Raw genomic sequence first — 25,812 nt, 5'->3', positions numbered from 1 at the left:
TCCTTATCGCCCGGCGTTTTGAATGCAAGCACCTGGTTTGACCCTACAACAATAATTTCAAGGGAAGGACGTACACCATGCAAAGCTCTGCCAAGTTCACCGCCCACATCCTCTTGGCGGCCATGGGCCTGATTGTTTATCACCAGGCCCAGGCTGCGCGTATCGAACCCGCTGGCAGTGCCTTCACTGCCCAAGGGCCTATCAGCTTTTCCAAAGGCAAGCTCATCAGTGCCGATTGCACCATCAAGGTGGCTGGCAAGGTTGCAGCCGACGGTTCATCGGTGAATGTCGACAAAGTCGAGTTCGACGGTGGCCTCAAGTGCAGCCGTGTCGAAGCTATCAACTTGCCCTGGGTGTTAATCGCCAACGATACAAAAAGCGGCTCCATGTCGAAGATCAGCGTGGATGTGCATGCCTTTGGCCTGGGCGGCAAGTGCGGGCCTTCAACGGCCGACGGTACCTGGGATAACGCCACTGGCAAGTTGGAAGCCACCGATGTGGCCATTGGCGAAGACTGCAAGATCAAGACGGTGTCGATCAAGATGCCGCCCAACTTCAAAGTTGTCGAATAACGCGTTCCGACGGTTACAGCGGTAAATGCATTGAAATTTGGCTGGAAAGGGAAGTTCTGCAGTTTCACCGTGACCTCTCGATCATGGCCATTACCCCTGGCGAAATGAATCGCCATAACATGTGAGGAAAAACAATGAAAAGCTTGAAAACCCTCGTTTGTGCAACTTCGTTTGCTCTGTGCTTTGGCGCCGCCTCCATGGCGAGTGCGGCTTCCGTTTCTCCAGACGGTCCGTTCTCGACTAATGCCGGTACCATCGTGGTGAAGTCACCCTCATCCTTCGGCGCGGCAGTGACTTGCGGCATTACCTTTACTGGCAACGTTAGCGGTGGCGTGGCTTCTATCAACGGTGCTTCCCTGACCGGCGGCGGCCTGTGCGCGCTGCCCACGCTGACTAACCTGCCTTGGGTTCTTACCGCTGCGACGGGCACCACCGGCACTGTGACCAACGTAGGCTACAAAATCTCCTCGATTCCGGCCACTAACTGCGGCCCTACCACCATTGCCGTGGCGTGGACGCCAGGTACCAAAACACTTTCGGCTGCCAATCAGTCGCTGTCCGGCAACTGCACTGTCGTATCGCTGAGTGTTGTTGCCCCGACACTGACGGTTAACCCATAAGCATGTGACTCCTGAGGGCTGATCACCCATTGAAAGACCGATGCCTCACGCGAGGCATCGGTTGGGCAGGGTACTTACGGTCTGCCTACGGCCACACGACCCACCGGCAGGGGCCGGGCGAAATAATAATAAGGAGCAGCGCATGAATAATAAGAAACAACACGCTCACACGTTACTGGGGTTGGCGCTGTTGGGAGGTTTGATGACCACGGGACATGTGCAGGCGGGCGGCTTCTCTACGCCAACCTACGGTGCGCCCGGCTGGGGCCGCGCGTTTGGCGGCGGTTCATTGTTCAAGAACGACCCCAGTGCCGCGTACAACAACCCGGCAGCCATGGCCTTCATCGACTCAACTATCGCGCAGCAGACTGTCGATTATGCCCGGGTCAAGATCAAATATTCGGGTCAGGCTTTTGACCATAACGGTAATCCTGTGACCAATACGCCGGTATTGGATGATCAGGGCAGCATGGGCGATCCGACACTCAATAATAATAACGGGGGACAAGGTGGCTTTACCGCGTGGCTGCCAACCGGTTTCCTGGTGATCCCAATCGGCGACCGCTTTGCTTTTGGCTTGAGCCAGGTGGTCCCCCAGGGCATGAGAACAACTTGGAACGAAGACTCCAAGCTGCGGGATTTTGCAGTCGACACCAAAATTGAGACCGTTGGCCTGACAGGTTCACTGTCGTTCAAGGTCAATGACCAGTTTTCGGTCGGCGGTGGCGCCATCGTCCAGCGCAGCCAGGGATTTGTCAGCCAGAACATCGACTTGCTGGCAGCGGCGGACGTCTCTCCCGGACTCGGCGGGACCGGCTTTCCGACCGGTGTAGGGCATTCGTTGATGCGTGTGAAAGTCGATAATATCTCGGTCGGTTGGTTTGGCGGTGTGGTATGGAAGCCGACGGCGCAAGACACACTGGGCTTGAACTATCACGCCAAAATCAAAAACAAGATGACCGGCAAATACAATGTCTATACGGATGCTATCGGTCGCAACGCGATGACCAATCCTATTGGACCGAACGGCGAAACATTGGTTGAAATGGCGTATCCGGGGCTGAAGCTTTTCCCGGACGGGGCGCATGCCAGCACTCAGTTGGATATTCCGGCTACTGCGGCGATTGACTGGGTCCACCAGTTCAATGATCGCTGGACATTAGGTGTCAGCGCCCAGTGGACTGAATGGTCTTCGTTCAAAGACCTGACACTCAAATCGCAAGGCTCGACTATTGTTGCCATCCCGTACAACTACAAGAACGCCTGGATGACCTCGATCGGTGGCGACTATAAAGCCACTGACGAACTTACCCTGCGTGCCGGTGTAGCTTACGACCAGACACCTACCCGTAACTCCACGCGTGACCCCCGGATCCCCGACGGCGACCGCTACTTCTTGGCGTTTGGTGCCGGCTATGACATCAAGGCTGTGCCTGGTCTGTCAGTGGATGCCGCGTATTCGCACCAATTCGTCCAGAAGGTCAATCTGAAGACCAAGAACGTTGATCGTCTCGGAGCCGCCCAACTGGACGGCAAGGCCGAATCGTCAGGTGATGTGGTCAGTCTGTCGGCTACCTACAAGTTCTAAAGGGCACGCGGAGCAGTTGTCGAGCAGGGTTCCCAGTGCACCTGGAGACCCTGCCAGGGCTGTTTAGGCTGTTCTGGTTCCTTATTCCACAAGGCTGAGTCGTTCAGCCTGAATTTTTTCGTCAACGCACTAAATAAAAATTTCAAAACAATATTTGAATTTATGATTTGAAGTTTGTAGTGTGGTTTTACGCCCTGAATCAAGTAGAGGTATTCCCATGCTTATCTGGTTATTGGTGGGTCTCGCCGCCGCGATTGCCCTGGCGTATCGACAAGCCGCCGCCACCTTGTGGCTGGGCGCTGGCCTGGTCTGGTTGGGGGCGGGTTACCTGTTCAGCGCGGTGGCCGTGCCGGGCATTACCCTGGCGGCGGTGTTGGTGGTGCTGCCCGCCTTGGTGCTGGCGATCAAACCCCTGCGCCGCAAGCTGCTGACCACCAGGGCCCTGGGCCTGTTTCGCACGATCATGCCGGCGATGTCCGATACCGAGCGTGCGGCGATCGAGTCCGGCACCGTGTGGTGGGATGCCGAGCTGTTCAGCGGCAAACCCAACTGGCAGCGCCTGCTGCAAGCCGCGCCGGCCAGCCTGAGCGCCGAGGAGCAAGCCTTCCTCGACAACGAAGTCGAAACCCTGTGCGACATCGCCAACGACTGGGAAACCACGCAGGTCTGGCAGGACATGTCCCCAGAAGGCTGGCAGTACACCAAGGATGCCGGGTTCCTCGGCATGATCATTCCCAAGCAGTACGGCGGCAAGGGCTTCTCCCACTACGCCCATTCCCAAGTGGTGATGAAGCTGTCGACACGCTGCTCGGCGGCAGCGATTTCGGTGATGGTCCCCAACTCTCTGGGCCCGGCCGAGCTGCTGCTGCATTACGGCACCGACGCTCAGCGCAACTACTACTTGCCGCGCCTGGCACGCGGTGATGACATTCCGTGTTTCGCCTTGACCAGCCCGTATGCGGGCTCCGATGCAGGCGCGATCCCCGACCTGGGCATCGTCTGCAAAGGCATGCATGAGGGCGAGGAAGTACTGGGTTTCAAAGTGACCTGGGACAAGCGCTACATCACCCTCGGCCCGATTGCCACGGTGCTGGGCCTGGCGTTCCGCGCTGAAGACCCGCAGGGCTTGCTTGGCGCGCCAGGTTCCCTGGGCATTACCTGTGCGTTGATCCCCACCTCCCATCCGGGCGTAAACAGCGGCCGGCGTCACTGGCCTTTGAATGCGGTATTCCAGAATGGTCCTACCACTGGCAAGGATGTATTCATTCCCTTGGAGTGGGTGATTGGTGGCCGCGAACAAATCGGCAATGGCTGGCGCATGTTGATGGAATGCCTGGCGGCAGGCCGGGCGATCTCCCTGCCTTCGGCCAACGTCGGCCTGGGTAAGGTCGCGGTACGCGGCACCACAGCCTATGCGGCGATGCGCAAGCAATTCGGTTTGCCCATCGGCAAGTTCGAAGGTGTACAGGCGCCGCTGGCGCGCATGGCCGGGCACCTGTATGCCTGCGATGCGGTGCGCAAGGTGTCGGTGGCGTCCCTGGACGCCGGCGAGAAACCGTCGGTGATCTCGGCCATTGCCAAGTACCACGTCACAGAGCGGGCGCGCATCATCGTCAACGATGGCATGGACATCGTCGCCGGCAAAGGCATCTGCATGGGCCCCAATAACTTCCTCGCCCGTGCCTACCAGCAAAGTCCTATCGCCATTACGGTGGAGGGCGCGAACATCATGACCCGCTGCCTGATCATCTTTGGCCAGGGCTTGATTCGTTGCCATCCCTACGTGTTCCGCGAGATGGAAGCGGCGCACAACCCCGACCGGCGTAAGGCCCTGGAAGACTTCGACAGTGCTATGTTCGGCCATGTGAGTTTTGTAGTGGCCAACACCGTACGCGCAGCGGTGCATGCTTTGACCGGCGGGCGCCTGATTTCGGCGCCGGCCAAGACCGACCCGGCGCTGGCTGCCTACTACCGCCAGGCCAATCGGCTGTCGGTGGTGCTGGCGCTGATCTCGGATATTTCCATGGGCGTGCTGGGCGGTGCCCTCAAGCGCAAGGAAAGTATCACCGGGCGCCTGGGGGATATGCTGTCGCAGCTGTACATCCTGTCTTGCGTGCTCAAGCGCTTCGAGGATGACGGCAGGCCCCAGGCGGACTTGCCGCTGGTGCACTGGGCGGCCCAGGACGCACTGCTGCGCGCCCATGAAGCCTTGGCCGAAGTGCTCGACAATTACCCTTCAAAACCCGCTGCGGCGGTGGTGCGCGCGTTGAGTTTTCCGTTTGGCATCCCGCTGCGCAAACCGTCGGACCACCTGTTGGCGCAGGTGGCGGAGGTGGTGCAAACCCCTGGCGAAACCCGCGACCGGTTGCTGGCCAACTCCTACATCCCCCGTCCGGAAGTCGACAAGCTGGCCTACGGCGAATTGGGTTTCCGTTTGCTGCCCCAAGTGGAGTTGATCGAGGCGCGGCTCAAGCCCGCCATCAAGCAAGGTCTGCTCGGCCCGCTGCCGATCTCTGCCACGGCCTTCACCGACTGGCGCGTCAAGGCGCGGGCGCTGGATTTGATCAGCGACGACGAAGACGCCTTGCTGGCGCGCTATGTGGAATACGCCGACCACGGTATCCAGGTGGATGACTTTCCCCAGGACTTTGGTTTGCTGGAGGCCCTGCAGCAGCGTAAGCAGGCGCTCGAGCCGGTGGCCAAACGGCGCAGCGCCACGGTCAATTAATAGAAACCCGGTCCACAGGTGGGAACTGGCTTGCCTTAAATGCCAGGCAGAAGGCTTTTTGTAGGAGCGAGCTTGCTCGCGAAAAACTCACAGGCGCCGCGTTGATTCAGGAAGCCAGCGTTATCGTTGACGTTTTTCGCGAGCAAGCTCGCTCCTACAGAGGGCGATCCAGTTCCCCACATTTGATCGGGTTTACCAGGCAAGAACTGTGTTGTGAGTGGACTCCTTATGAGTGACAGCTACCTTTCGTTCGTCAATTCCCCCTGGGGCCGGCGCCTGGCCCAGGCCGTTGGCCTGCCGCAACCCTTGGCGCTGCAACGGCATCGCAGCGGCCAGGCCGGCCTGGCCAATCCGGTGATCATCGCCGGGGCAGGGCGCCTGGTGGCGTCGGTGCAGCGCATCTTCAGCGCCACCGACACCGTCGCCGCGACGCCGGCGACGCTCAAGGCGCCGTCCACGGTCAAGGTGCAAGGCGCGGTGTTCGACGCCAGCGGCGTGGCCGACCTGCAACAGCTGGATGAGCTCTACCTGTTCTTTCACAGTAATGCCAAGCGCCTCGGCCAGCATGGCCGGGTGGTGGTACTCGGCACGGCACCCGAGCATTGCAACGACTTGCCCCAGGCCATCGCCCAACGCGCCCTTGAGGGCTTGGTGCGTTCGCTGGCCAAGGAGCTGCGCCGCGCGATCACCGTGCAATTGCTGTACGTGGCGCCGGGCGCGGAAGACGCGCTGGACAGCAGCCTGGGGTTTTTCCTGTCGCGCCGTTCCGCCTATGTCTGCGGGCAGGTGGTGCGCCTGGAAAAACCGGTCGACGGCCACGCTGCCGTCAACTGGGACAAACCCTTTGCCGGCAAACGCGCCCTGGTCACCGGCGCCTCCCGTGGCATCGGCCTGGCGATTGCCCAGGTGCTGGCGCGGGACGGTGCCCATGTGGTGTGTGTGGACGTGCCCCAGGCCCAGGAAGCCTTGCAGCAGGCGGCGATCAGCGTGGGCGGTTCGGCGCTGCCCCTGGATATCACCGCCGCTGACACCGCCGCACTGTTGCAAACCCACGTCAGCCAATACGGCGCCTTTGATGTGGTGGTGCACAACGCCGGAATCACCCGCGACAAGACCATCGCCAAAATGACCGAGGCCGCCTGGCGCAGTGTCCTGGCGGTCAATCTCGAAGCGCCGTGGCAGCTCAGTGAGGCCCTGCTCGACAGCCAAGGCTTGAACCCCGGCGGGCGCATTGTGTGCGTGTCGTCGATTTCCGGTATTGCCGGCAACCTGGGGCAAACCAACTACGCCACGTCCAAGGCAGGGGTGATTGGCCTGGTACAGGGCCTGGCACCACGTGCGGCAGCCCGGCAGGTCACGGTGAATGCGGTGGCGCCCGGCTTTATCGAAACCCAGATGACCGCGAAGATCCCGCTGATGATCCGCGAAGCGGGGCGGCGCATGAATTCGTTGTCCCAGGGCGGGCAACCCATCGACGTGGCCGAGACCATCGCCTGGCTGGCCCACCCCGCGTCGGGCGGGGTCAATGGCCAGGTGGTGCGGGTGTGCGGCCAAAGCCTGTTGGGAGCCTGACCGATGGACTACGTGACGCAGATTATCGACCCACCGCCGTCGCGCCCGCAGTTGTTGCTCGACGGCCTGCGCACCTTGCGCAAACCCAAGCTCGACGGTGCGCCGCCATTGCCTACAGCACGCCTGGTGCGCAGCGCGGTGGAGCTTTCGCCGGCCGGTATCGCCGCTTACGCACGGGCGTGTGGCTTTCGTCGCGAGCAGGGCGTGCCATTGTCCTATCCCCATGTGCTGGCGTTCCCACTGCACCTCCTGTTGCTGACTCGGCCGAGCTTCCCGTACCCGGCCAGTGGCATGGTGCACCTGGCCAATCGTATTCGTCAGCACCAGCGCCTGCACGAGGGCCAGGCGCTGCGCCTGGAGGTGTATTGCGAGCGCTGGGTGGCTCATCCGAAAGGGCAAGCGTTGAGTATTGCTACCCGTGCCTACAGCCAGGAAATCCTGGTGTGGGAAAGCGACAGCCTGTATTTGCGCCGTGACGTCAGCAACCCGGTGGGAGAGCCGTGGAATGACCCTTTGCCGCTGCAGGAGGACGGCCTGTTACGCACCCAGCGCTGGGTACTGCCCGCTGACCTGGGGCGACGCTTTGCCAAGGTCTCGGGAGATTTCAATCCCATTCACACGTCGGTCATCGGTGCCAGGCTCTTCGGCTTTCGTCGCGCCATCGCCCATGGCATGTGGACCCTGGGCCGCGCATTGGCAGCGCAACAGCCGCCCGGTGGCCTGGACCAGGCCGAGGCCCATTGCGACTTCAAATTGCCGATCTTCCTGCCCGGCCAGGTCGCCCTGTGGCGCCACCCGGCGAGCGGGCCACGGCGCGAGTTCGAAGTGCGCAATTTCGCCGGGGACAAGCCCCATATGCGCGGGCTATTCATTTGGAAAGAGAGCCAGCAATGAGTGACTACAGCTTTACCCCAGCCCCGACCCGCCGCGTGGCGATTATCGGCGGCAACCGTATTCCATTTGCGCGCTCCAACACGGTGTATGCCCACGACAGTAACCAGGACCTGCTGGTCGCCGCCCTGCAAGGGTTGGTGGAGCGCTACAACCTGCACGGCCAACGCCTGGGCGAGTTTGCCGCCGGGGCGGTGATCAAGCACTCGCGGGATTTCAACCTGGCCCGCGAGGCGCTGTTGTCCACCACGTTATCCCCGCAAACCCCTGCCTATGATGTGCAACAAGCCTGTGGCACGGGCCTGGAAGCCGCGCTGCTGGTGGCGAATAAAATCGCGCTCGGCCAGATTGAAGTGGGCATTGCCGGTGGCGCCGACACCACTTCCGACGCGCCCATTGGTATCAACGAATCCTTGCGCCATACCTTGCTCGCGGCCAATCGCGCCAAAAGCCTGGGCGACAAGCTCAAGGCCTTGTTGAAAGTACGTCCATCGATGTTGTTCAAGCCGTTGCTGCCGCGCAATGGCGAGCCGCGCACGGGCCTGTCCATGGGCGAGCACTGCGAAGAAATGGCCAAGCGCTGGCAGATCAAGCGTCTGGCTCAGGACGAACTGACCCTCACTAGCCACCAGCGCTTGGATGCGGCTTATAAACGCGGCTTCTTCGACGACCTGATCAGCCCCCATCGCGGCTTGGCCCGTGACAACAACCTGCGTGCCGATATCAGCCTGGAAAAGCTCGCAGGCTTGTCGCCGGCCTTCGACCGCCAGAACGGCACGCTCACCGCCGGCAACTCCACGCCCCTGACCGATGGCGCCTCGGTGGTACTGCTGGCCAGTGAAGAATGGGCCGCCGCCAATGGCTGGCCGGTGTTGGCTTATCTGCGTACGGGCGAAACGGCCGCGGTGAATTTTGTCGACGGCACCGAGGGCCTGCTGATGGCGCCGGCTTACGCCGTGCCGCGCATGCTTGCGCGTGAAGGTTTGAGGTTTGCCGACTTCGATTTCTTTGAGATCCACGAAGCGTTCGCCGCCCAGGTGCTGTGCACGCTCAAGGCCTGGGAAGACCCGCAGTATTGCCGCGAGCGACTCGGCCTTGATGCCCCCCTGGGCGCCATCGACCGGGCCAAGATGAACGTCAACGGCGGCTCATTGGGCTGCGGCCATCCCTTTGCGGCCACCGGTGGCCGGCAACTGGCGGCGCTGGCCAAGACTATCCATGAACGCGGTGGCGGTCGCGGCCTGATCTCGATCTGCGCGGCGGGTGGGTTGGGCATCACCGCCATCGTCGAAAAGTAGCGCTATCAAAAACAACAATAAGGACACTGCGATGAACGCTATCAGCCTGGAACACACCGAACGCATCTGGTTGAACACATACCTGCCTGGCGTGCCGGCGGATATAGAGGCCGGGATTGAGGACTACCCGTCGTTGCGCGAAGTGTTCCTGGAGCACCTGGAAAAATTCCGTGAGCGGGTGGCCTACGTCAGCATCGGCACCGAAATGACCTATGCCGACTGGCGCACCCAAGGCATTGCCTTTGCCGCCTGGCTGCAGGACCAGGGCGTGAAGAAGGGCGATCGCGTGGCCCTGATGATGCCCAACTGCTTGCAGTACCCGATCTGCCTGCTGGGCACGATCCTGGCCGGGGCGGTGGTGGTCAACGTCAACCCGTTGTACACCGCCCACGAACTCAAGCACCTGCTCAAGGACAGTGGCGCCGAAACCGTGGTGATCTTCGAAAATTTCGCGCATACCCTGGAAAAAGCCATGGTCGGCAGCAGCGTCAAGCGTGTGGTGGTCGCGGCCATTGGCGACTTGCTGGGCACCTTCAAGGGCGCGGCAATGAACTTCATCCTACGCAGCGTGCAGAAGCAGGTGCCGGCGTTCAGGCTGCCCGGCTCGCTGCGTTTCAACCAAGTGCTCAAACAGGGCAGGGCCATGCACCATTTACCGGTCAGCCTGCACCGCGATGAACTGGCCTTCCTGCAATACACCGGCGGCACCACCGGCGATGCCAAGGGCGTGATGCTCAGCCATCGCAACATCATTGCCAACCTGCTGCAAGCCAAGGCCTGGGTCGGTGATCAGTTGGACCAGCACAAGCAGGAAACCAACGTGACCTTGCTGCCGCTTTATCACATCTTTTCCCTGACGGTGAACTGCCTGATGTTCATGTGCCTGGGCGGGCGCAATATCCTCATCGCCAACCCCCGGGACGTGAAACGCGTGCAGATGATCCTGCGCAAGGAACGCTTCAATGGCATTGCCGGGGTGAACACGCTGTTCAATGGCTTGCTGGAGAACAAGGAGTTCTGTGCGCGGGACTTTTCCGACCTGCGCCTGGTGATTGCTGGCGGCATGGCCACCCACACCGCGGTGGCCAAGCGCTGGAAGGAAGTAACCGGGCTGCCGATTATCGAAGGCTACGGGCTGACCGAGTGCTCGCCGGTGGTGAGCATCAGCCCCATCGATATTTCACGCATGCGCGAGATGGAGTTCACCGGCAGTATTGGCGTGCCATTGCCCTCCACCTGGGTGCGCTTTGTACGCGAAGACGGCGAACTGGCGGATATCGGCGAGCAGGGCGAGTTGCAAGTACGTGGCCCGCAAGTGATGCAGGGCTACTGGCAACGGCCACAGGAAACCGCCGAGGTACTGGATGCCGAGGGCTGGCTGTCTACCGGGGACATCGGCGTGATGGACGCACGCGGGTATATCCGCCTGGTGGACCGCAAGAAGGACATGATCCTGGTCTCGGGCTTCAATGTGTACCCCAATGAAATCGAGGACGTGGTGGCCATGCACCCCGGGGTTGCCGAAGTGGCGGCCATTGGGGTGGAAGATGCGGTGACTGGGGAGAAGGTCAAGATCATCGTCGTGCGTAAGGACCCGAGCCTGACACAGGAGCAGATTCTTGCGCACTGCCGGGAGTACCTGACGGGGTATAAGCTGCCAAAGTATGTGGAGTTTCGCACCACGGAATTGCCCAAGACCACGGTGGGCAAAGTGCTGCGCCGGGCCTTGCGCTGATGCTGTTCACCGTTTCATACCGTGAGCACGATCAGAGGTAACCGTCGTCCCGGATATTCAACCCGAGAACGTCTTCGCAACTGATTGGGCGGGTGCTCTTGATCAGAAAATCGGTTTTCCCATCGCCAGTTAAATCAATCCCCAGCAAGTACCTGTTGGTGATCGGGTTGTGCACGATGATCGTATCGCCGGGTCGATTGCCGTACTCATTGACATAGTTGAGTCTGACTTGGGCATTTTCGCTCATTTTTCGCAAATCAATCTTGTCTTTGCCTGTTGTGAAGTCCAACAGGAGGTCAGCGTTATCGCGTGGAGAATCGCAGGCCAGTTGGTAGCTGAAGGTATTGAAACCGCCATTGCCAGTCAGGTGATCCGCGCCCGCACCGCCGATCAGGACGTTATCGGCTCTATTGCCGCTTATACGGTCGTTGCCTTTGCCACCTATGGCGTTTTCGATGAGGGTTGCTTGTGAAATAAACACATTGTCCTGCAGCCCTCCTACGCTGGAGCGGGTACCGGGTGTTAAATCAATCCGCTGGTCTTGATAGAAGCCAGAGAAATCCAAGGTATCGTTGCCTTCGCTGTCGTACACGTTGAAGTGAGGTTTGTCGCAGGCGGAGGTGAGGGTTGTACTGGGGCGTCCGGTATTTGCATTGAAACCATAGACCGTGTCGCCCGTGTCGGGTTTGAAGCATGGCGCTGGCGTGGGTGTCGGTTCAGGTTTGGGCTTGGGCTCTGATTCGGGCTTAGGTTTAGGCTCTGATTCGGGCTTAGGTTTAGGCGTGGGCTTGGGTTCCGATTCGGGCTCAGGTTTGGGCTTGGGCCTGGGTTGTGATTCTGGCTCAGGCTTAGGCTCGGGCTTTGGATCCGCATGCGTCAGGATGTCGTCTAGCTTTATCGGCCTTTTGCTTAGAATCAGTAGTGCAGAATCAAGCTTGCCGTTCACATCGAGGACCAGTTTGTGCCTCTTGGCGTCTTCATCGTAGCTGAGTGTCAGCTCGCCTTTGCGACCGGTCAGTGCGTTAACCAGCGTTGGTCTTTCAATGCCAGCTTCTTTGAGAATTTTGGAGAGATCGATCTTGTCGACACCGCTGGTAAAGTCTTCAAGTATGTCAGGGTTCGCCGGGCTGGAATCGCTGGCTTGGTTATAAACAAAGGTATCAGCACCCCCACCGCCTATCAGTGTGTCACTACCGGCCCCGCCGGTTAGTTTGTTATTGACTTGATTGCCGATCAGTTCGTCATGCCCCGAGCCACCGATGGCATTCTCAACCACAACACCCTTGGCGATGGAGACGCTATTGTTCCTGCCACCGACGTTGGAGTGTGATCCGGCGTTCAGATTGATCTTTTGGTTCTGCTTGAAACCGGAAAAATCTAATGTGTCGTCACCGCCATTGTCCCAGACACAGAAGAACGGCAGATCATTGGCGGAGGACAACGTATAGTGGTCACGTTCGGAGTTGGAGTTGAACCCGTAAATTGTATCGCCTTTACGGGTTTCATGGTTGGGTTCATAGATCCGATGAGCACCGGCAATGTCATGCATCAACGGAGTCTGGCTACTATCCGAGAGGATAGAGTTTTTCTTATTTGCATTAGGGCGAAACATAGTAAAGCTATTACTCATGGTGCTATAAACGTCGCTGCTTTCGGGAAGATTAAGGTCCGGATGTTCAAGCCCCAAGGTGTGACCGATTTCATGAACCATCGCTGCATGGAGCCCCGCGCCTTCATTCTTTCCTATGTTGATCTCTTGTGATCCGTAAACATTTGGAAACGAAGCGTTACCGCCTCCACCTGGAACTTCTTTTACCGACAGGTGAGTGTCTGCATCTTTTCCGTTTTCGACAAACTTGACTTTTACAATATCTTCCCAAGATCGAAGCGCCTGCCTGAATGCTCTTTTCTTGACCTCGCTGAATTCGGTAAATGCATAGGAGATGGTTGTTTGTCCGTCGCCATTGCGATCTTTTATTTTATGGTTGCTGCTAGTGAGACTTTCTGCAACTTTATCAGAGTGGTCGGAAATGCGTGTGTCGCCGGTGGGCGAGCTTAGAAATTCGGGTGTCGCATGGATCCATCGTGAAGTTTGGGAGTGTTTGCAAATAATGGACATGCCAAGTTCTCTAGGGAAGGTTGAAGTTAGGGGTAGTACATAGGTGAGCTTGATGCTTCTGGTGGGGGGTAAGATATAGGTTTTTTAAATGCTGCCCTAGATGTGCTGTGTTTCGATATATAAGTGTGTTTAGAGGTAAGGTTGGTTTTGTTGTTAGCGCGAAAGGCACTGTCGGAAACAGTACTTTGCGGGGAAGGTAGTGGACCAGTGACGGGGAGGAAGGTATTTGACGTAGTTTCGATAATGCGAGTTGAGTTGCCCGTATGTATCTGGTTTCGCTATTTTTCAACACTCAATGAGCGTGTGCAAAGAGTATGCAACCGCGAGTGACGTCGCCCCGTAGACGAGACGACGGTGTTTGCTTATGTGCAACGTGATTTCTTAAACCGCGCTGACCTCGACCCAGCGTTCCTCAAGGGCTGCCACTCGAATCGCCGTCGCCAACCGCTCCACCTCCCAGGCCGCCTCAAAGTCCGTCCCCTGCGCCCCTTGGCCGGCCAGTGCCATGATCAACTCGTGCACTTCCAACGTCTTCAATTCGTTGTAACCCAACTGATGCCCCGCTGCTGGGCTGAATGCCGCATAACCGGGCAGGGCAGGGCCAGCCAGCAGGCGCTGGAAGCCGTCCTGGCCGATGCGGTACAGGCGCAGTTCATTCAAGCGTTCCTGGTCAAACGCCAGCGTGCCTTGGGTGCCGCTGATCTCGAAACTCAAGTGGTTCTTGTAGCCGTGCTTGAGCCAACTGCTGCTCACCGTGCCACGGGCGCCGTTGGCGAAGCGCAACAGGGCATGCACCTGGTCATCCACGGCAATGGCTTTTGAACTCGGGCTGCCGGCGGTGGCGGGGCGTTGGCTGTGCACGGTCTGGGTGTCGGCGCATACATGGGTCACGTCGCCCACCAGATAGCGGGCCATCGACAGCAAATGGCTGCCCAGGTCAGCCAGGGCGCCGCCGGCGTGCTCCACCTCACAGCGCCACGACCAAGGGGAGGCCGGGTCGGCCATGAAGTCTTCACTGAACTCACCTTGAAAACTGATGATCTCGCCCAGTTCGCCTTTGGTAATCATCTGCCGCGCCAACACGATCATCGGGTTGTGCTGGTAGTTGTAACCCACCCGCGTCACCACCCCGGCGGTATGGGCGGCGCGGCGCATGGCGTCGGCTTGTTCAAGGCTGACGGCCAGGGGTTTCTCGCAATATACAGCTTTACCCGCCGCAATTGCCGCCATGGCCATGGGGTAATGCAAGTGGTTAGGGGTGGTGATAGCTACAACATCGACCTTGGGGTCATTGATCAACGCTTGCCAGTCGCCATGGGCCTGGGCAAACCCCCAGGCGCTGGCGCAACGCTGGGCGCGTTCGGTGTCGGCATCGGCCAGGGCGGCCAGCTTGAGCCGCACGGGCAGTTCAAATACCGCCCGGGCGTTATTGAACGCCAGCGCGTGGGCGCGGCCCATGAAGCCTGTGCCGATCAAGCCGATTCCGAGTTCACGCATCGTCGTGGTCCTTTGGATTATTGTTTTCAGGGAAGGCCATTAATGGAATAAAAATTCATTAAGTTCAATAGATGGAATAAAAATTCATTTGCCATGATCGCAGTCAGCCCATCATTTCAGCTGATGCAGCTATATTCAGCACATGGCCAAAAGCCGCCAGTTAACAAAAGATAACGTAGCGCCGATTGTCAGACGATTCCAAAGCCCGATAGGATGGCCCCTGCTTCCTCCAGGCGCTCTAGATTGCAGGTTTCAAGGTCCTGGCAGAGAAGACGACCTAACAATAATAAATGGGAGAAAGGTCTATGAGTGAGCCTGTCATGGGTTGGGTTGTTTGCCGCCCACGCGCCGCACGCAGGGTTGCGTTGCTGGCCACAGCGCTCTCGCTGCTTGCTGGCAGCGCATTGTCGCTGCCGGTTCTGGCCGCCAGCGATACCCCCGCCGCCGCAGTCTTTGCGATTGAATCCCCCAAGGCCGCCAAAGGCTTGATGATCGACGTGGTTCACGCCGGTAAGCGCCTGGTGGCGGTCGGTGATCGTGGGCATATCCTTTATTCCGATGATCAGGGCAACACCTGGGCCCAAGCCAAAGTGCCCACCCGGCAACTGCTCACGGCGGTGTTTTTCGTTGATGACCAGCACGGATGGGCCGTCGGCCATGATGCGCAGATTCTTGCTAGTACCGATGGCGGCGCCACGTGGACCCAGCAATATCAAGACCTCAAACGCGAAGCGCCGTTGCTCGACGTGTGGTTCAACGACGCTAACCACGGTCTGGCCGTGGGCGCCTACGGTGCGCTCATCGAGACCACCGACGCCGGCAAAACCTGGAACGATGTCAGCGAGCGTCTCGACAACGAAGACCAGTACCACCTCAACGCCATCGCTCAGATCAAGGGCGCCGGCCTGTTTATAGTGGGTGAGCAGGGCAGCATGTTCCGCTCCAGCGACGACGGCCAGACCTGGGAAAAGCTCGAAGGCCCCTACGAGGGGTCGCTGTTTGGCGTGATCAGCACCGCACAGCCGCAGACTCTGCTGGCGTATGGTTTACGCGGCAACCTGTACCGCTCCACCGATTTTGGCAGCACCTGGGAACAGGTCCAATTGAATGCAGCACGCGGCGCATTGGAGTTTGGTCTGTCGGGCGCGACCTTGCTGGAGGACGGCTCCATCGTCGTCGTGGGTAACGGTGGCAGCGTGGTGGTCAGCCATGACGACGGCCAGACCTTCAGTGTGTTCAATCGCCCGGACCGTATTTCACTCTCGGCGGTCACGGCGGCAGGCAATGGCACTTTGATCCTCGCGGGGCAGGGTGGCGTGCGGGTTGCCACATCGGCTGGCGCAGAGCTCTCAAAATAATAAGAAGGCGGGGATTCAATGAGCAGTCATCACAACGATAAAGCGACCTTTCTTGAGCGCCTGATCTTCAACAATCGCCCGGCGGTGATCGTCATCTGCCTGCTGGTGAGTATCTTCCTGTTCTGGCAGGCGACCTTGATTCGCCCGTCCACCAGCTTTGAAAAGATGATCCCGCTCAAGCACCCCTTCATCGAAAAAATGATGGAGCACCGCAACGATTTGGCCAACCTGGGCAACACCGTGCGTATTTCGGTGGAGGCCAAGGACGGGGATATCTTTACCCAGGACTACATGGAGACCCTGCGCCAGATCCACGACGAGGTGTTCTACATCTCCGGGGTGGACCGCTCGGGTCTCAAGTCGCTGTGGAGCCCCAGCGTGCGCTGGACCGAAGTGACCGAAGAAGGGTTTGCGGGCGGTGAGGTTATCCCGCAGAGCTATAACGGTTCGCCGCAGAGCCTTGACCAGTTGCGCAATAACGTGCTCAAGTCCGGCCAGGTCGGGCGGCTGGTGGCCAATGACTTCAAGTCGAGCATCGTTGATATCCCGCTGTTGGAGTCCTACCCGGACCCGCAGGACCAGGGCAAGTTGCTGGCCCTGGACTACCGCAAGTTCTCCCATGAACTGGAAGACAAGATCCGCGACAAGTTCGAAACCCAGAACCCCAACGTCAAGATTCATATTGTCGGTTTTGCCAAAAAGGTCGGCGACCTGATCGATGGTTTGGTGATGGTGGTGCTGTTCTTCGGCGTTGCGTTCGTCATCACCCTGATTCTGCTGCTGTGGTTCACCAACTGCCTGCGCAGCACCATTGCGGTGTTGAGCACGACATTGGTGGCGGTGGTCTGGCAACTCGGGCTGATGCACTTCTTCGGTTTCGGGCTGGACCCGTATTCGATGCTGGTGCCGTTCCTGATCTTCGCCATCGGCATTTCCCATGGCGTGCAGAAGATCAACGGCATTGCCCTGCAATCCAGCGAGGCAGACAACGCCCTGACCGCCGCGCGGCGCACCTTCCGGCAACTGTTCCTGCCGGGGATGATCGCGATCCTCGCCGACGCAGTGGGCTTCATCACGTTGCTGATCATCGACATCGGCGTGATCCGCGAACTGGCTATCGGCGCGTCCATCGGCGTGGCGGTGATCGTGTTCACTAACCTGATCCTGCTGCCGGTCGCGATTTCCTACGTGGGCATCAGCAAGCGCGCCATCGCCAAGAGCAAGAAAGACGCGAACCGCGAACATAGCTTCTGGCGCCTGCTGTCCAAATTCGCCAGCCCGAAAGTCGCGCCGGTTTCGGTGTTCCTGGCCTTGATCGCCTTTGGTGGCGGCCTCTGGTACAGCCAGAACCTGAAGATCGGCGACCTGGACCAAGGCGCACCGGAACTGCGCCCGGATTCGCGCTACAACAAGGACAACAACTTCATCATCAGCAATTACTCCACCAGTTCCGACGTGCTGGTGGTGATGGTCAAGACCAAGGCCGAAGGCTGCTCACGCTATGAAGCCATGGCGCCCATCGACCAGTTGATGTGGAAGATGCAGAACACCGAGGGCGTGCAGTCGGCGATTTCGTTGGTGACCGTGTCCAAGCAAATGATCAAGGGCATGAACGAGGGCAACCTGAAATGGGAAACCCTGTCGCGCAACCCGGATGTGCTGAACAACTCCATCGCCCGTGCCGATGGCTTGTACAACAACAATTGCTCCCTGGCGCCAGTGCTGGTGTTCCTCAACGACCACAAGGCCGAAACCCTCGACCGCGCCGTGCATGCGGTGCAGGACTTTGCCAAGGAAAACAACAAGGACGGCCTGGAATTCATCCTCGCCGCCGGTAATGCCGGGATTGAAGCGGCCACCAACGAGGTGATCAAGGAGTCGGAATTAATCATTCTGATCCTGGTGTACCTGTGTGTGGCGACCATGTGCATGATCACCTTTCGCTCCTGGGCAGCGACCCTGTGCATCGTGTTGCCGCTGGTGCTGACCTCGGTACTGGGTAACGCGTTGATGGCGTTCATGGGCATTGGCGTCAAGGTCGCGACCTTGCCGGTGGTAGCCCTGGGTGTGGGCATAGGCGTGGACTACGGCATCTACATCTACAGCCGCCTGGAAAGCTTCCTGCGCGCCGGCCTGCCGTTGCAAGAGGCGTACTACCAAACGCTGAAATCTACCGGCAAAGCCGTGCTGTTCACCGGCCTGTGCCTGGCCATCGGCGTGTGCACCTGGGTCTTCTCGGCCATCAAGTTCCAGGCCGACATGGGCCTGATGCTGACCTTCATGCTGCTGTGGAACATGTTCGGCGCGCTGTGGCTGTTGCCGGCCCTGGCGCGGTTCCTGATCAAGCCTGAAAAGCTTGCGGGGCAGAAGGGCAATTCATTGTTCGCGCACTAAGCCTGGGTAGAAGAGAAAAAGCCGCACACTGTGCGGCTTTTTGTTGGGCGCCGGGTGGCTGGTTTTACAATTTCAAGAACAGCCTTTCATCCAGCGGCTTGGTGATACCGGCCTTGATGATCCGTTCCACCACCCCATTGCTGCCGGCCTCGGCAATAAGATCCTTTTGGGTCTTGGTGCGCTGGGCCGGTGTCTTCAGATGCGCTGCCGTATAGTCATCACGCGCCCAGCCTTTTTGCGGATAGTGGAAGTGGGCATACCACAGCGCATCGATTTTATTTTTCTTGCGAACCACGTATTCGGTGAAAACATCGCCACTTTTAGTCGGGATATCCCGCCGTACCAGGTTGATATCGACAAAACCGTGGCGCCACAGGTAATCGACGTTTTCCGCTGTCGGCGTCTGTACCAGATAGCCATCGGCGGTATGCTGCCGGGCCTTTTGCAGGATTTCATCCGCCGTTGCTCGCCAGCGCGCCACCCATTCGGCGGTTTCCGGTTTGGCGCCGTGAGCGGCTTGCGCCTGTTGCGCCTTCTCGATGAGCTGGTTGGCCTGGGCTTCCAGCATGTCGTTCCAGTCTCGAGGGCTGACGGTGTCTCGCCGCAGCGGGTCCTCAAGCTTCTTTTTCTGAAAGAGGATGGTCTGTTCTATCTTCGTCACGCCGTCGATCAAATGTTGCGCTTCGCTCTTATAAGTCGCCCAGGACTTGGGCGGAGAAACAGGACGTGGCGCGGTGGGCTGCCCACGGACAATCTTCACCCAGCCGCGTTCTCCAGGGTGTTCACTATAACTGGCAATCGGCTGCCCGCTCTGTGGGTCGACCACGTCGATAATGTTAACGGCCTGGCCGGGTACGGGAGGGCGCAGCGTACCGATCAGACTTTCTTTGTGTTCGGTCTTGAACACACGCTTGTTCTGCGGTTTGGCCTGCTGGTCCTTGCGCACAGGGGCTGGCGCAATAAGCTGTTGTTCTTCTTTGACGACCTGGACAAGTTCGGTTTCCGCATCGTCGATGAACCGCTTGAGCGTTTCGGTAAACAGTTGGTGATAATCGCGGCGAAAGTGTCCCGGATGCTCCTCCTGCAGGGTGACGCTGTCACTCAATACTTGCTTGTATTTGTCGATGATGGTGGTCAGCGTGGCTTTGCGCTCGCTTGCGCTGTAACCCTCGTATTGGCGCAGGTCACTGAAGGCCACGTATTCAGCTTTAAGGTCGACGTTCAAGAACCGCTTCATCTGAAACTGCTCAGCGATGTCGGGGGACAGCGCGCTCGATTCGGTGGCCAGCCGTTTGAGCAGCACCAACTGGTTCATCTTTGCCATAAATACCCCCGTGGCGGGGGATCGGCTGTAGCGTGTCTTCAGGTACTCCTCGGCGCGCTTGCTGGCGAAGGGGGAGTCGTTTTTCCATTGGTCAAACACTGACTTGATGGCGTCGCTGGACTCAAGCAGCTTATCCGTTGCGTGGTAAGCCATTTCGAACACACTGGTCAGTTCATCGTAGGCCTCCTCGGAACCTGAGTGGGCAGTACTTTCCAGTTCTGCCACCGAGGCGCCACTGACACCGTATTGCAGGGCATCGGTAACCAGTTTCACGTAAAAGTCCTCTACCCCAATCAGGGCGTGCAGCGTGTACTGGTATTCCAGTGAACGGTTCTCTTTGAACGTCGACAGATCGTCGACGCCGCCTATTTTCCTTGGGGTTATGGTTGCAATGGTTTCTTCGCTGGCTGCCCGAAGTGCCAGGGTCAGCGGCTTGAGGGCTTGAAGTTGTTGATCCAGGCGGCTCTTGAGTGCCAGGGTGGCGTGTCGATGTTGCGCGTAGGCAGCGGCGAACCGATTTGCCGACGCATCATCGGTGACAAGGTTGCGTAGGGTTTTGAGTTTCTTTCGGGCGTTCTGATATTCGATGAAGCTGTCCTTGATCGTTCCAGTTGCAGCGTCATGTTTTGCCGAAACCTTCATTTGTTCCAGCATGCTGCGTTGGTAGTTTTTCTGTGCTTGCTCCTGGGCGCGCCGGCTTTTTCCCAGCGTTTCTTGCAGGCTTGTGTTTTTGGGCATACCGCCCCGTAGCTTGGGTGCCAGGTCGAAATACCAGTTGCCCTGGGTATCGCGTGCGATTGCGGGCGAGATACGTGCCTTGTTGTGTTCGTCGATTACGTAGGGGCCATCCAAGTCGGTCGCGACGCGAAACCAGTGATTGTCGATGCTGACGTACCAGCGGTTATCCACCTGATACAGGCCCTTCCTGAGTCCTTCGGCTATCGGGTTTCCGGGAGCTGCCGGTGCTGGCACTTTGAATGAGTCGATGTGTGCACGCAGCTCGGGGGTGAGTCCGCGTGGGCTCGACAGCCTGATATCGATGGCCGTACCGACGCCCAAACCGGTGGTGACCGGCGCGCTCGGGTCCTGGTGAATGATGGGCGCAGGTCGCATGGGGTCATTGCTTTGGCGGGGGCGAGGCGCAGGGGTGCCGGCCTCTGGCTCGAACGGCTCGAAGGTACGCGCAGGCGTGGACTCGGCAACGGGAGCATGGGTCAGGGTCATGCCCAGGTTGACCAACAGATCGACCATTGCCCCGGCCGGGTCCGGATCGTTCGCGGTGGACAGGCGCTTGATGTCGTTTTCGGCGTTCGCCAGTTGCAGCAACCAACCGGCCATGGCGCCTGGCCCGCGCATCAGCGGCAGCAGTGTGTTGAACAACAGCCAGCCGAGCTCCTTGTAGGAGGCCCAACGGCTTTCGGCGTCGGAGGTGGATTGGCCTTCTGCAAGGGTGACCAGGCTGTTGGCGTTGGAGTGGAACCAGTGTTTTGCCAGGTCGCCGTTGAGCAGGTCCTGGCGTAGCGTGGCGGCGGCCGTATAACCGTCACCCGCCAGGGTGGTTGGCTTGGGCGTGGCGGGCGGGTCAAACTCATTGAAAACGGTAAAGCGAGCAATATTGGGCGTGTGAAAACCGCCATTGCCATATACCGCGCGCACCTTGTCGTCCGGCAACCAGGCCAACACGCTGTCTTGCAGTGCACCGGGCTTGCGGATCGCCTCCAACAGCGCGTCCCGGCTGGCGAACTCCAGCAGCGCCGGTTTCAGTTGGGGTCGATAGAGAATGTGTGGGCCGCTACTGCTGGCCAGGGGTTCGATGATGAACATGTTGGCGGCCACATCCGGCGTCGCCCCTGGCTTGCGTACGAACGCCAGTGGCCGCACGGTGATCTCTTGTCCGTCCACCTGCTTGCTGCCCGGGCCAGGTTGAATGATCGCTTCGATCAACGCGTAGCCCTGAGCAGTAATGCCAGCCTCGCCTTTGAGCTTGAGTTCCAGTGCCTGCATCGCGAGCTGCAGGGGCACCTGTTCGACGAACCGTGTTAGCCGGTCACGAGCCGCTGGGCTGTCATCCAGCAACTCACGCTTGAGTAACTGTGGGTACTGGCCGCCGATGTCCACTGTGTCGATCAGGCCTTTGAGCATTTTTGGCAGGCTTGCATCGTTGACCCGTTGCCCGCGCACATAGACTTCCATCTCGCCCTTGGGCAGGCCCGCGAGGTTTTCCAGGGCCATGTCCACCAGGCTCATCTTCTCCCGTTCCAGGTAGCCGCTGCCCATATTGCCCACCGGCACCTTGAACACCACCTCCACATCCTGCGCCGTGTAGCCCTTGCCGGTTAAATGCTGGTCGAGCTGTTGCTGGGCGTAGGTGCGGATATCAGGAATGCCGTCGAGGAAGGTGCGGCCATTGTTGCGGCGCACACTGCTGGCCAGGGCCAAGGCGTGCTGTCGATAGGTGTCGCGTTCTGCCGGGCTTGACTGGTCGAACCACTTGGGCAACTTTTCACGCAGGCGTTCCAGCGTTTGGGGTTCGGGCGCATAGGCCCCCACGAACCAGGGGCTTGGGTCACTGGCCCGGGAAAAAGCCTGCTCCAGCGCCTCAAGCGAGCCCGAGGTGGGAATATCAATGGACGCAATGTTCTCCACCATGGCGTTGAGGATGACCGCCGCCTGGGTATCGAAAATGTTGTCCGTAGGCTCCTGGCGTTTCCAGTTCAGCGCATCAAAGACAAAGGCCTTGCCAAGGTTTTTGCCCCAGGCCTCGCCGAACGCCTGCATGGAGTCATAGGGTGTCACCACGCCGGCGGCAGTGGCGTGCAGTACTTGCGTGCGGCCATCGACTTGGCGAGTGATCAACAGGTCTGGAGTAAGCAGCGACGAGCTGCCGCCAGCGTGGCTCACAGCGGAGTCGAGGATGAACACCTGGGCTGGCGCATCGCCCTTTGCCGCTTGGCGTTGAGCGCGATCGGGGTAGGTCACGATCTGGTCAAGGGTCTCGCGCTGCTGAGCGTTCAACCCAGGCTGTTTCAAGGCGGCGGTTCTCAGGGTGTCTTTCAGTGTGTCGCTGAGCCAGCGCCAGCGATTGGCGTCGGGAGAGTGGGCGTCCAAGGGTTTGCTCGCAAAGTGCTTGAGCATGGCCTGTTCGAACGCTTTCTTGAGCGGTGCGCGCAGGCTGCGGATGGCCAGTTCGATGGCTTGCATATCAATGCCGGGCTTCAAGGCATTCGGCGCCGGCGCCGGCTTGAGGGTATGCCCGGTGGTCTGATCTATGAGCGTGCAGGGGAGTGAATGTTTGTCGGTAAAGTCGAGGTCGTCGTGGCTGGTCAGTTGCCTCAACGCAACGTCCAGCAAGGGGGTCAGGCGGTACTGTGGCGGGTTGCTTGAAAGGGGTTCGGCCACTGCGGTTTCGGCAGGGTTGAACACCAACGTGGGGTACAGGCTTTTGATCGCATCGTTAAGCAGGTCCGACACCACCGAACGTAGCGTGGGGCGGCTATCGAACTGCTGGGCGACCGAACTGGCGGTGATCTGCGGCGGGCTGGCGGTGGCTGCGCCAGGAGTGGTCAGCGGGGTGCGTAGAGGGGCGGATGCGCGTCGGGGTCGGCTCAGCGGTTGGTCAGGCCCCGCATTCGCCAGGGCATGGTCGGTGTCGGCCGGCTGGCGGGCAGCCGGGGTGGGCAATGAAAGGGGCAGGTTTTGGTCAAAAAAACGCTGGGGGTAGTTTCCCTGGATCATCGTGTAGCTTCCTTGTCGTTGCAATCATGCTCGTCACATAGGTGACCCTGCTCGCATCGTGTGAGCAGGCGAATGGAAACTACCGGGCCCGGCTTTTACGCGACATCAACAATAGGTAATCAGCCGTTTCCGTTGGCGCTCCATGACCGCAAGCAGTTGATTTTGCCTGGGTGGGAGTAGGGCGGGGCATGTATGGCGGCATGTAAACGTGGCGCCCGTCACGCGAGGATTTACGCCGCTGCAACCATTTGACCTATCATGGGGTCTTTCCTCTGAACGATTGATGTTATGACTGCCGAATCCGCCCCTCTGCGCCCCCAGCTTGAAACCAGCGACATGCTTGAAATCGACGGCCTGCATGCCTTTGATTTCGAGTTGACTGAACAAAAGCTAGTGATTACCGCCATGGATGGTCGGGACGAAAAACGCTGGAGCTTCACCACGGCGCAGGTGGACGCCGCCGCATTTGACGAGACGCTGCAAAGCTGGACCCTTACCGGTGAGTCGGGCGAGCACCGCTTGATTTGCATGAACGCCTTCACCGGCAACAATAACGATGAGGACGAAGCGGATGATGATGCGTAAATTCTGGCCCCTGCTGATGGCAGGCAGTGTCGGTGCGATGTCGGTGCAGGCCGCACCCAGCGATGTGCATGAACTGCTGGTCGGCAGCTATACCGCCGGTAGCAGCGAGGGTATTTACCGCCTGCAGTTCGACAGCCGCACCGGGCAGTTCAGCGGCAAGCCCATGCTGGCGGCGAAAACCGCCAACCCGTCCTGGCTGACGATTTCCAAAGACCAGAAGCAGTTGTTTGTGGTCAATGAAAACGGCCCCGGCCAGGAAGACCCGGTGGGGCGTGTCAGCAGCTACAACATCGACCCCCAGAACCACCAGTTGACCCTGATCAACCAAGTGCAGAGCCTGGGCAATGAGCCGACCCATTCCAGTGTGGCCGCCGATGGGCGCTACCTGTTCGTCGCCAACTATTCGGTGGTGGAAGACCCGGGTGGCAGCCTCGCGATCCTGCCGGTGGATGCCAGCGGCAAGCTGTCGGCACCGGTGCAGTTGAGCGGGCACCCGGCCAGCCGGGTAAACCCTGAGCGCCAGGCGTCCAACCATGTGCATTCGGTGGTGTCGTCGCCGGACGGCAAGTATGTATTCGTGCAGGACCTGGGGGCGGACAAGGTGTTTGCCTACCGCTATGACCCCAAGGCCAATCATGAGCTGCCACTGACGGCGGCCAACCCGGCGTCGGTGCAGTTGCCTCCGGGCAGCGGCCCGCGTCACTTGCTGTTCAGCGCGGACGGCAAGCACGCCTGGCTGACCACTGAAATGAGCGCCCAGGTGGCCGTGTTCGATTACAGCGACGGCCAGCTTAAGCAAACCCAGTTGGTGGACTATGCGGCGGGCCAACCGGTGTCCGACAAAGCCGGTGCGGCGTTGCATGCTTCAAGTGACGGCAAATTCCTGTACGTGAGCAACCGTGGGACGGCCAATCAGATGCTGGTGTTCAGCGTCGACCCGGCCACCGCGCACCTCAAGGAGATTCAACGCCGCTCCGTCGAAGGCGACCATCCGCGTGAGTTCAGCCTCGACCCGAGCGGCAAGTTCCTGCTGATCGCCAACCAGAAAAGCAATGAAATTGTCGTCGTCGAGCGAGACCCCAAGACCGGCCTGCTGGGTAAAACCGTGCAGAAATTGCCGATTGATGCCCCCAGTGACCTCAAGTTCCTGGTGCGTCAATAAGCCACAGGCCCCGCACTGCGGGGCCTGAGCCTTTGTATTAATCGCAGTGATAACGGCTACTGTTTCAAAGCATTTCTAAGGTTCAACCCTCGGGCGTAAGTTGGGTTCCAAGGTCTTCCCAGGCCACCCAACCAAACGCACACAAGGGTTACCGCCATGAATTTCAATCTCTTCTCGATCATTGCTGCTTCTGCTGTTTCCGCCACTGTGGCACTGCCTGCTGCCGCCAGCGTGGAAGTCACCGGCAAAAAATCCAATGTGACTGCCTATACCCAGAAATACCTGCAACAGAGTGCCAATTTCTATGCGGCGCTGGATCACAAGACCCAGCATTGAGGCGCCATTGAGCCAAGGTCAACTGTGGGAGCTGGCTTGCCTGCGATGACGGCCTGACAGCCGACCAATATCTACCTGACACCCCAACGATCCAACTGTGGGAGCGGGCTTGCTCGCGAAGGCGGCCTGGCAGTCAACACAGTTGGACCGTGTACATATCCATTGCTGCGGTAACGGCTACTTAGGGTTCCGCCTGACGGCGGGTCACTTTCGAAAAGCGCGAAAGTAACCAAAGCGCTCTTGCCCCACCACTCGGCACCTCGCTTGGGCTCGGTGTGCCCGTAATCCGCCAGTGATT

16 protein-coding genes are annotated in these 25,812 nt (G+C 59.3%); 13 read left to right on the top strand and 3 right to left on the bottom strand.

From position 1 onward, the window contains the following. Positions 1-77 precede the first annotated feature (77 nt). The 8 genes from praA to CER19_RS28400 all read left to right on the top strand — a co-directional run bounded on the left by praA (position 78) and on the right by CER19_RS28400 (position 11,004). Positions 78-572 carry an alkane oxidation protein activator PraA gene (praA, locus tag CER19_RS28435; protein WP_116668828.1) on the top strand — a complete coding sequence of 165 codons (495 nt, stop codon included), beginning with the start codon at positions 78-80 and terminating at the stop codon, positions 570-572. 134 nt (positions 573-706) lie between these two features. Next, on the top strand, positions 707-1,192 hold the full coding sequence (gene praB / locus CER19_RS28430; RefSeq protein WP_116668827.1) for an alkane oxidation protein activator PraB: 486 nt from the start codon (positions 707-709) through the stop codon (positions 1,190-1,192). Positions 1,193-1,334: 142 nt separating this feature from the next. Further along, positions 1,335-2,780 carry an outer membrane protein transport protein gene (locus tag CER19_RS28425; RefSeq protein WP_116668826.1) on the top strand — a complete coding sequence of 482 codons (1,446 nt, stop codon included), beginning with the start codon at positions 1,335-1,337 and terminating at the stop codon, positions 2,778-2,780. Between the two features lie 217 nt (positions 2,781-2,997). Continuing rightward, positions 2,998-5,508 carry an acyl-CoA dehydrogenase gene (locus CER19_RS28420; protein WP_116668825.1) on the top strand — a complete coding sequence of 837 codons (2,511 nt, stop codon included), beginning with the start codon at positions 2,998-3,000 and terminating at the stop codon, positions 5,506-5,508. 228 nt (positions 5,509-5,736) lie between these two features. Continuing rightward, positions 5,737-7,080 (top strand): 3-oxoacyl-ACP reductase, encoded by a 1,344-nt coding sequence (locus CER19_RS28415; RefSeq protein WP_116668824.1) that lies wholly within the window; start codon positions 5,737-5,739, stop codon positions 7,078-7,080. 3 nt (positions 7,081-7,083) lie between these two features. Continuing rightward, positions 7,084-7,974, top strand: a complete 891-nt coding sequence (locus CER19_RS28410; RefSeq protein WP_116668823.1) for a MaoC/PaaZ C-terminal domain-containing protein — start codon at positions 7,084-7,086, stop codon at positions 7,972-7,974. Continuing rightward, positions 7,971-9,269 (top strand): acetyl-CoA C-acetyltransferase, encoded by a 1,299-nt coding sequence (locus tag CER19_RS28405; protein ID WP_116668822.1) that lies wholly within the window; start codon positions 7,971-7,973, stop codon positions 9,267-9,269. The genes CER19_RS28410 and CER19_RS28405 overlap by 4 nt, the downstream gene beginning before the upstream one ends. 31 nt (positions 9,270-9,300) lie before the next feature. After that, positions 9,301-11,004, top strand: coding sequence for an AMP-binding protein (locus tag CER19_RS28400; protein WP_116668821.1), 1,704 nt, complete (start codon positions 9,301-9,303; stop codon positions 11,002-11,004). Positions 11,005-11,035: 31 nt separating this feature from the next. Here CER19_RS28400 and CER19_RS28395 read toward each other — a convergent pair whose 3' ends face one another. Beyond that, positions 11,036-13,123, bottom strand: a complete 2,088-nt coding sequence (locus CER19_RS28395) for a M10 family metallopeptidase C-terminal domain-containing protein (protein ID WP_116668820.1) — start codon at positions 13,121-13,123, stop codon at positions 11,036-11,038. Between the two features lie 381 nt (positions 13,124-13,504). Further along, positions 13,505-14,620 (bottom strand): Gfo/Idh/MocA family protein, encoded by a 1,116-nt coding sequence (locus CER19_RS28390; protein ID WP_116668819.1) that lies wholly within the window; start codon positions 14,618-14,620, stop codon positions 13,505-13,507. Positions 14,621-14,940: 320 nt separating this feature from the next. On the opposite strand from CER19_RS28390, the gene CER19_RS28385 reads away from it, so the two are divergent. Both CER19_RS28385 and CER19_RS28380 read left to right on the top strand, forming a co-directional pair. Then, a complete protein-coding gene (locus CER19_RS28385; RefSeq protein WP_116668818.1) occupies positions 14,941-15,978 on the top strand; it encodes a YCF48-related protein in 1,038 nt (345 codons plus the stop codon). An 18-nt stretch (positions 15,979-15,996) separates the two neighbouring features. Beyond that, the gene (locus tag CER19_RS28380) at positions 15,997-18,372 is read left to right on the top strand and encodes an RND family transporter (protein ID WP_116668817.1); all 2,376 of its coding nucleotides are present in this window, start codon (positions 15,997-15,999) and stop codon (positions 18,370-18,372) included. Between the two features lie 64 nt (positions 18,373-18,436). Here CER19_RS28380 and CER19_RS28375 read toward each other — a convergent pair whose 3' ends face one another. After that, positions 18,437-23,431, bottom strand: a complete 4,995-nt coding sequence (locus CER19_RS28375; protein ID WP_116668816.1) for a dermonecrotic toxin domain-containing protein — start codon at positions 23,429-23,431, stop codon at positions 18,437-18,439. A 288-nt stretch (positions 23,432-23,719) separates the two neighbouring features. Between CER19_RS28375 and CER19_RS28370 the strand changes: the two genes are divergently transcribed. From CER19_RS28370 to CER19_RS28360, 3 genes are all read left to right on the top strand, one after another. Further along, positions 23,720-24,016 carry a DUF5629 family protein gene (locus CER19_RS28370; protein ID WP_116668815.1) on the top strand — a complete coding sequence of 99 codons (297 nt, stop codon included), beginning with the start codon at positions 23,720-23,722 and terminating at the stop codon, positions 24,014-24,016. Then, positions 24,003-25,178: a lactonase family protein gene (locus tag CER19_RS28365; protein ID WP_116668814.1), complete on the top strand. Its 1,176-nt coding sequence runs from the start codon at positions 24,003-24,005 to the stop codon at positions 25,176-25,178. The genes CER19_RS28370 and CER19_RS28365 overlap by 14 nt, the downstream gene beginning before the upstream one ends. A gap of 156 nt (positions 25,179-25,334) precedes the next feature. Continuing rightward, positions 25,335-25,514 carry a hypothetical protein gene (locus CER19_RS28360; RefSeq protein WP_003190784.1) on the top strand — a complete coding sequence of 60 codons (180 nt, stop codon included), beginning with the start codon at positions 25,335-25,337 and terminating at the stop codon, positions 25,512-25,514. Positions 25,515-25,812: the final 298 nt, after the last annotated feature.

The sequence above is a fragment of the Pseudomonas sp. GL93 genome (genome assembly GCF_003408955.1).
GTDB classification, from domain to species: Bacteria; Pseudomonadota; Gammaproteobacteria; order Pseudomonadales; family Pseudomonadaceae; genus Aquipseudomonas; species Aquipseudomonas paracarnis.
This window is presented reverse-complemented; position numbering and strand designations above follow the sequence as displayed.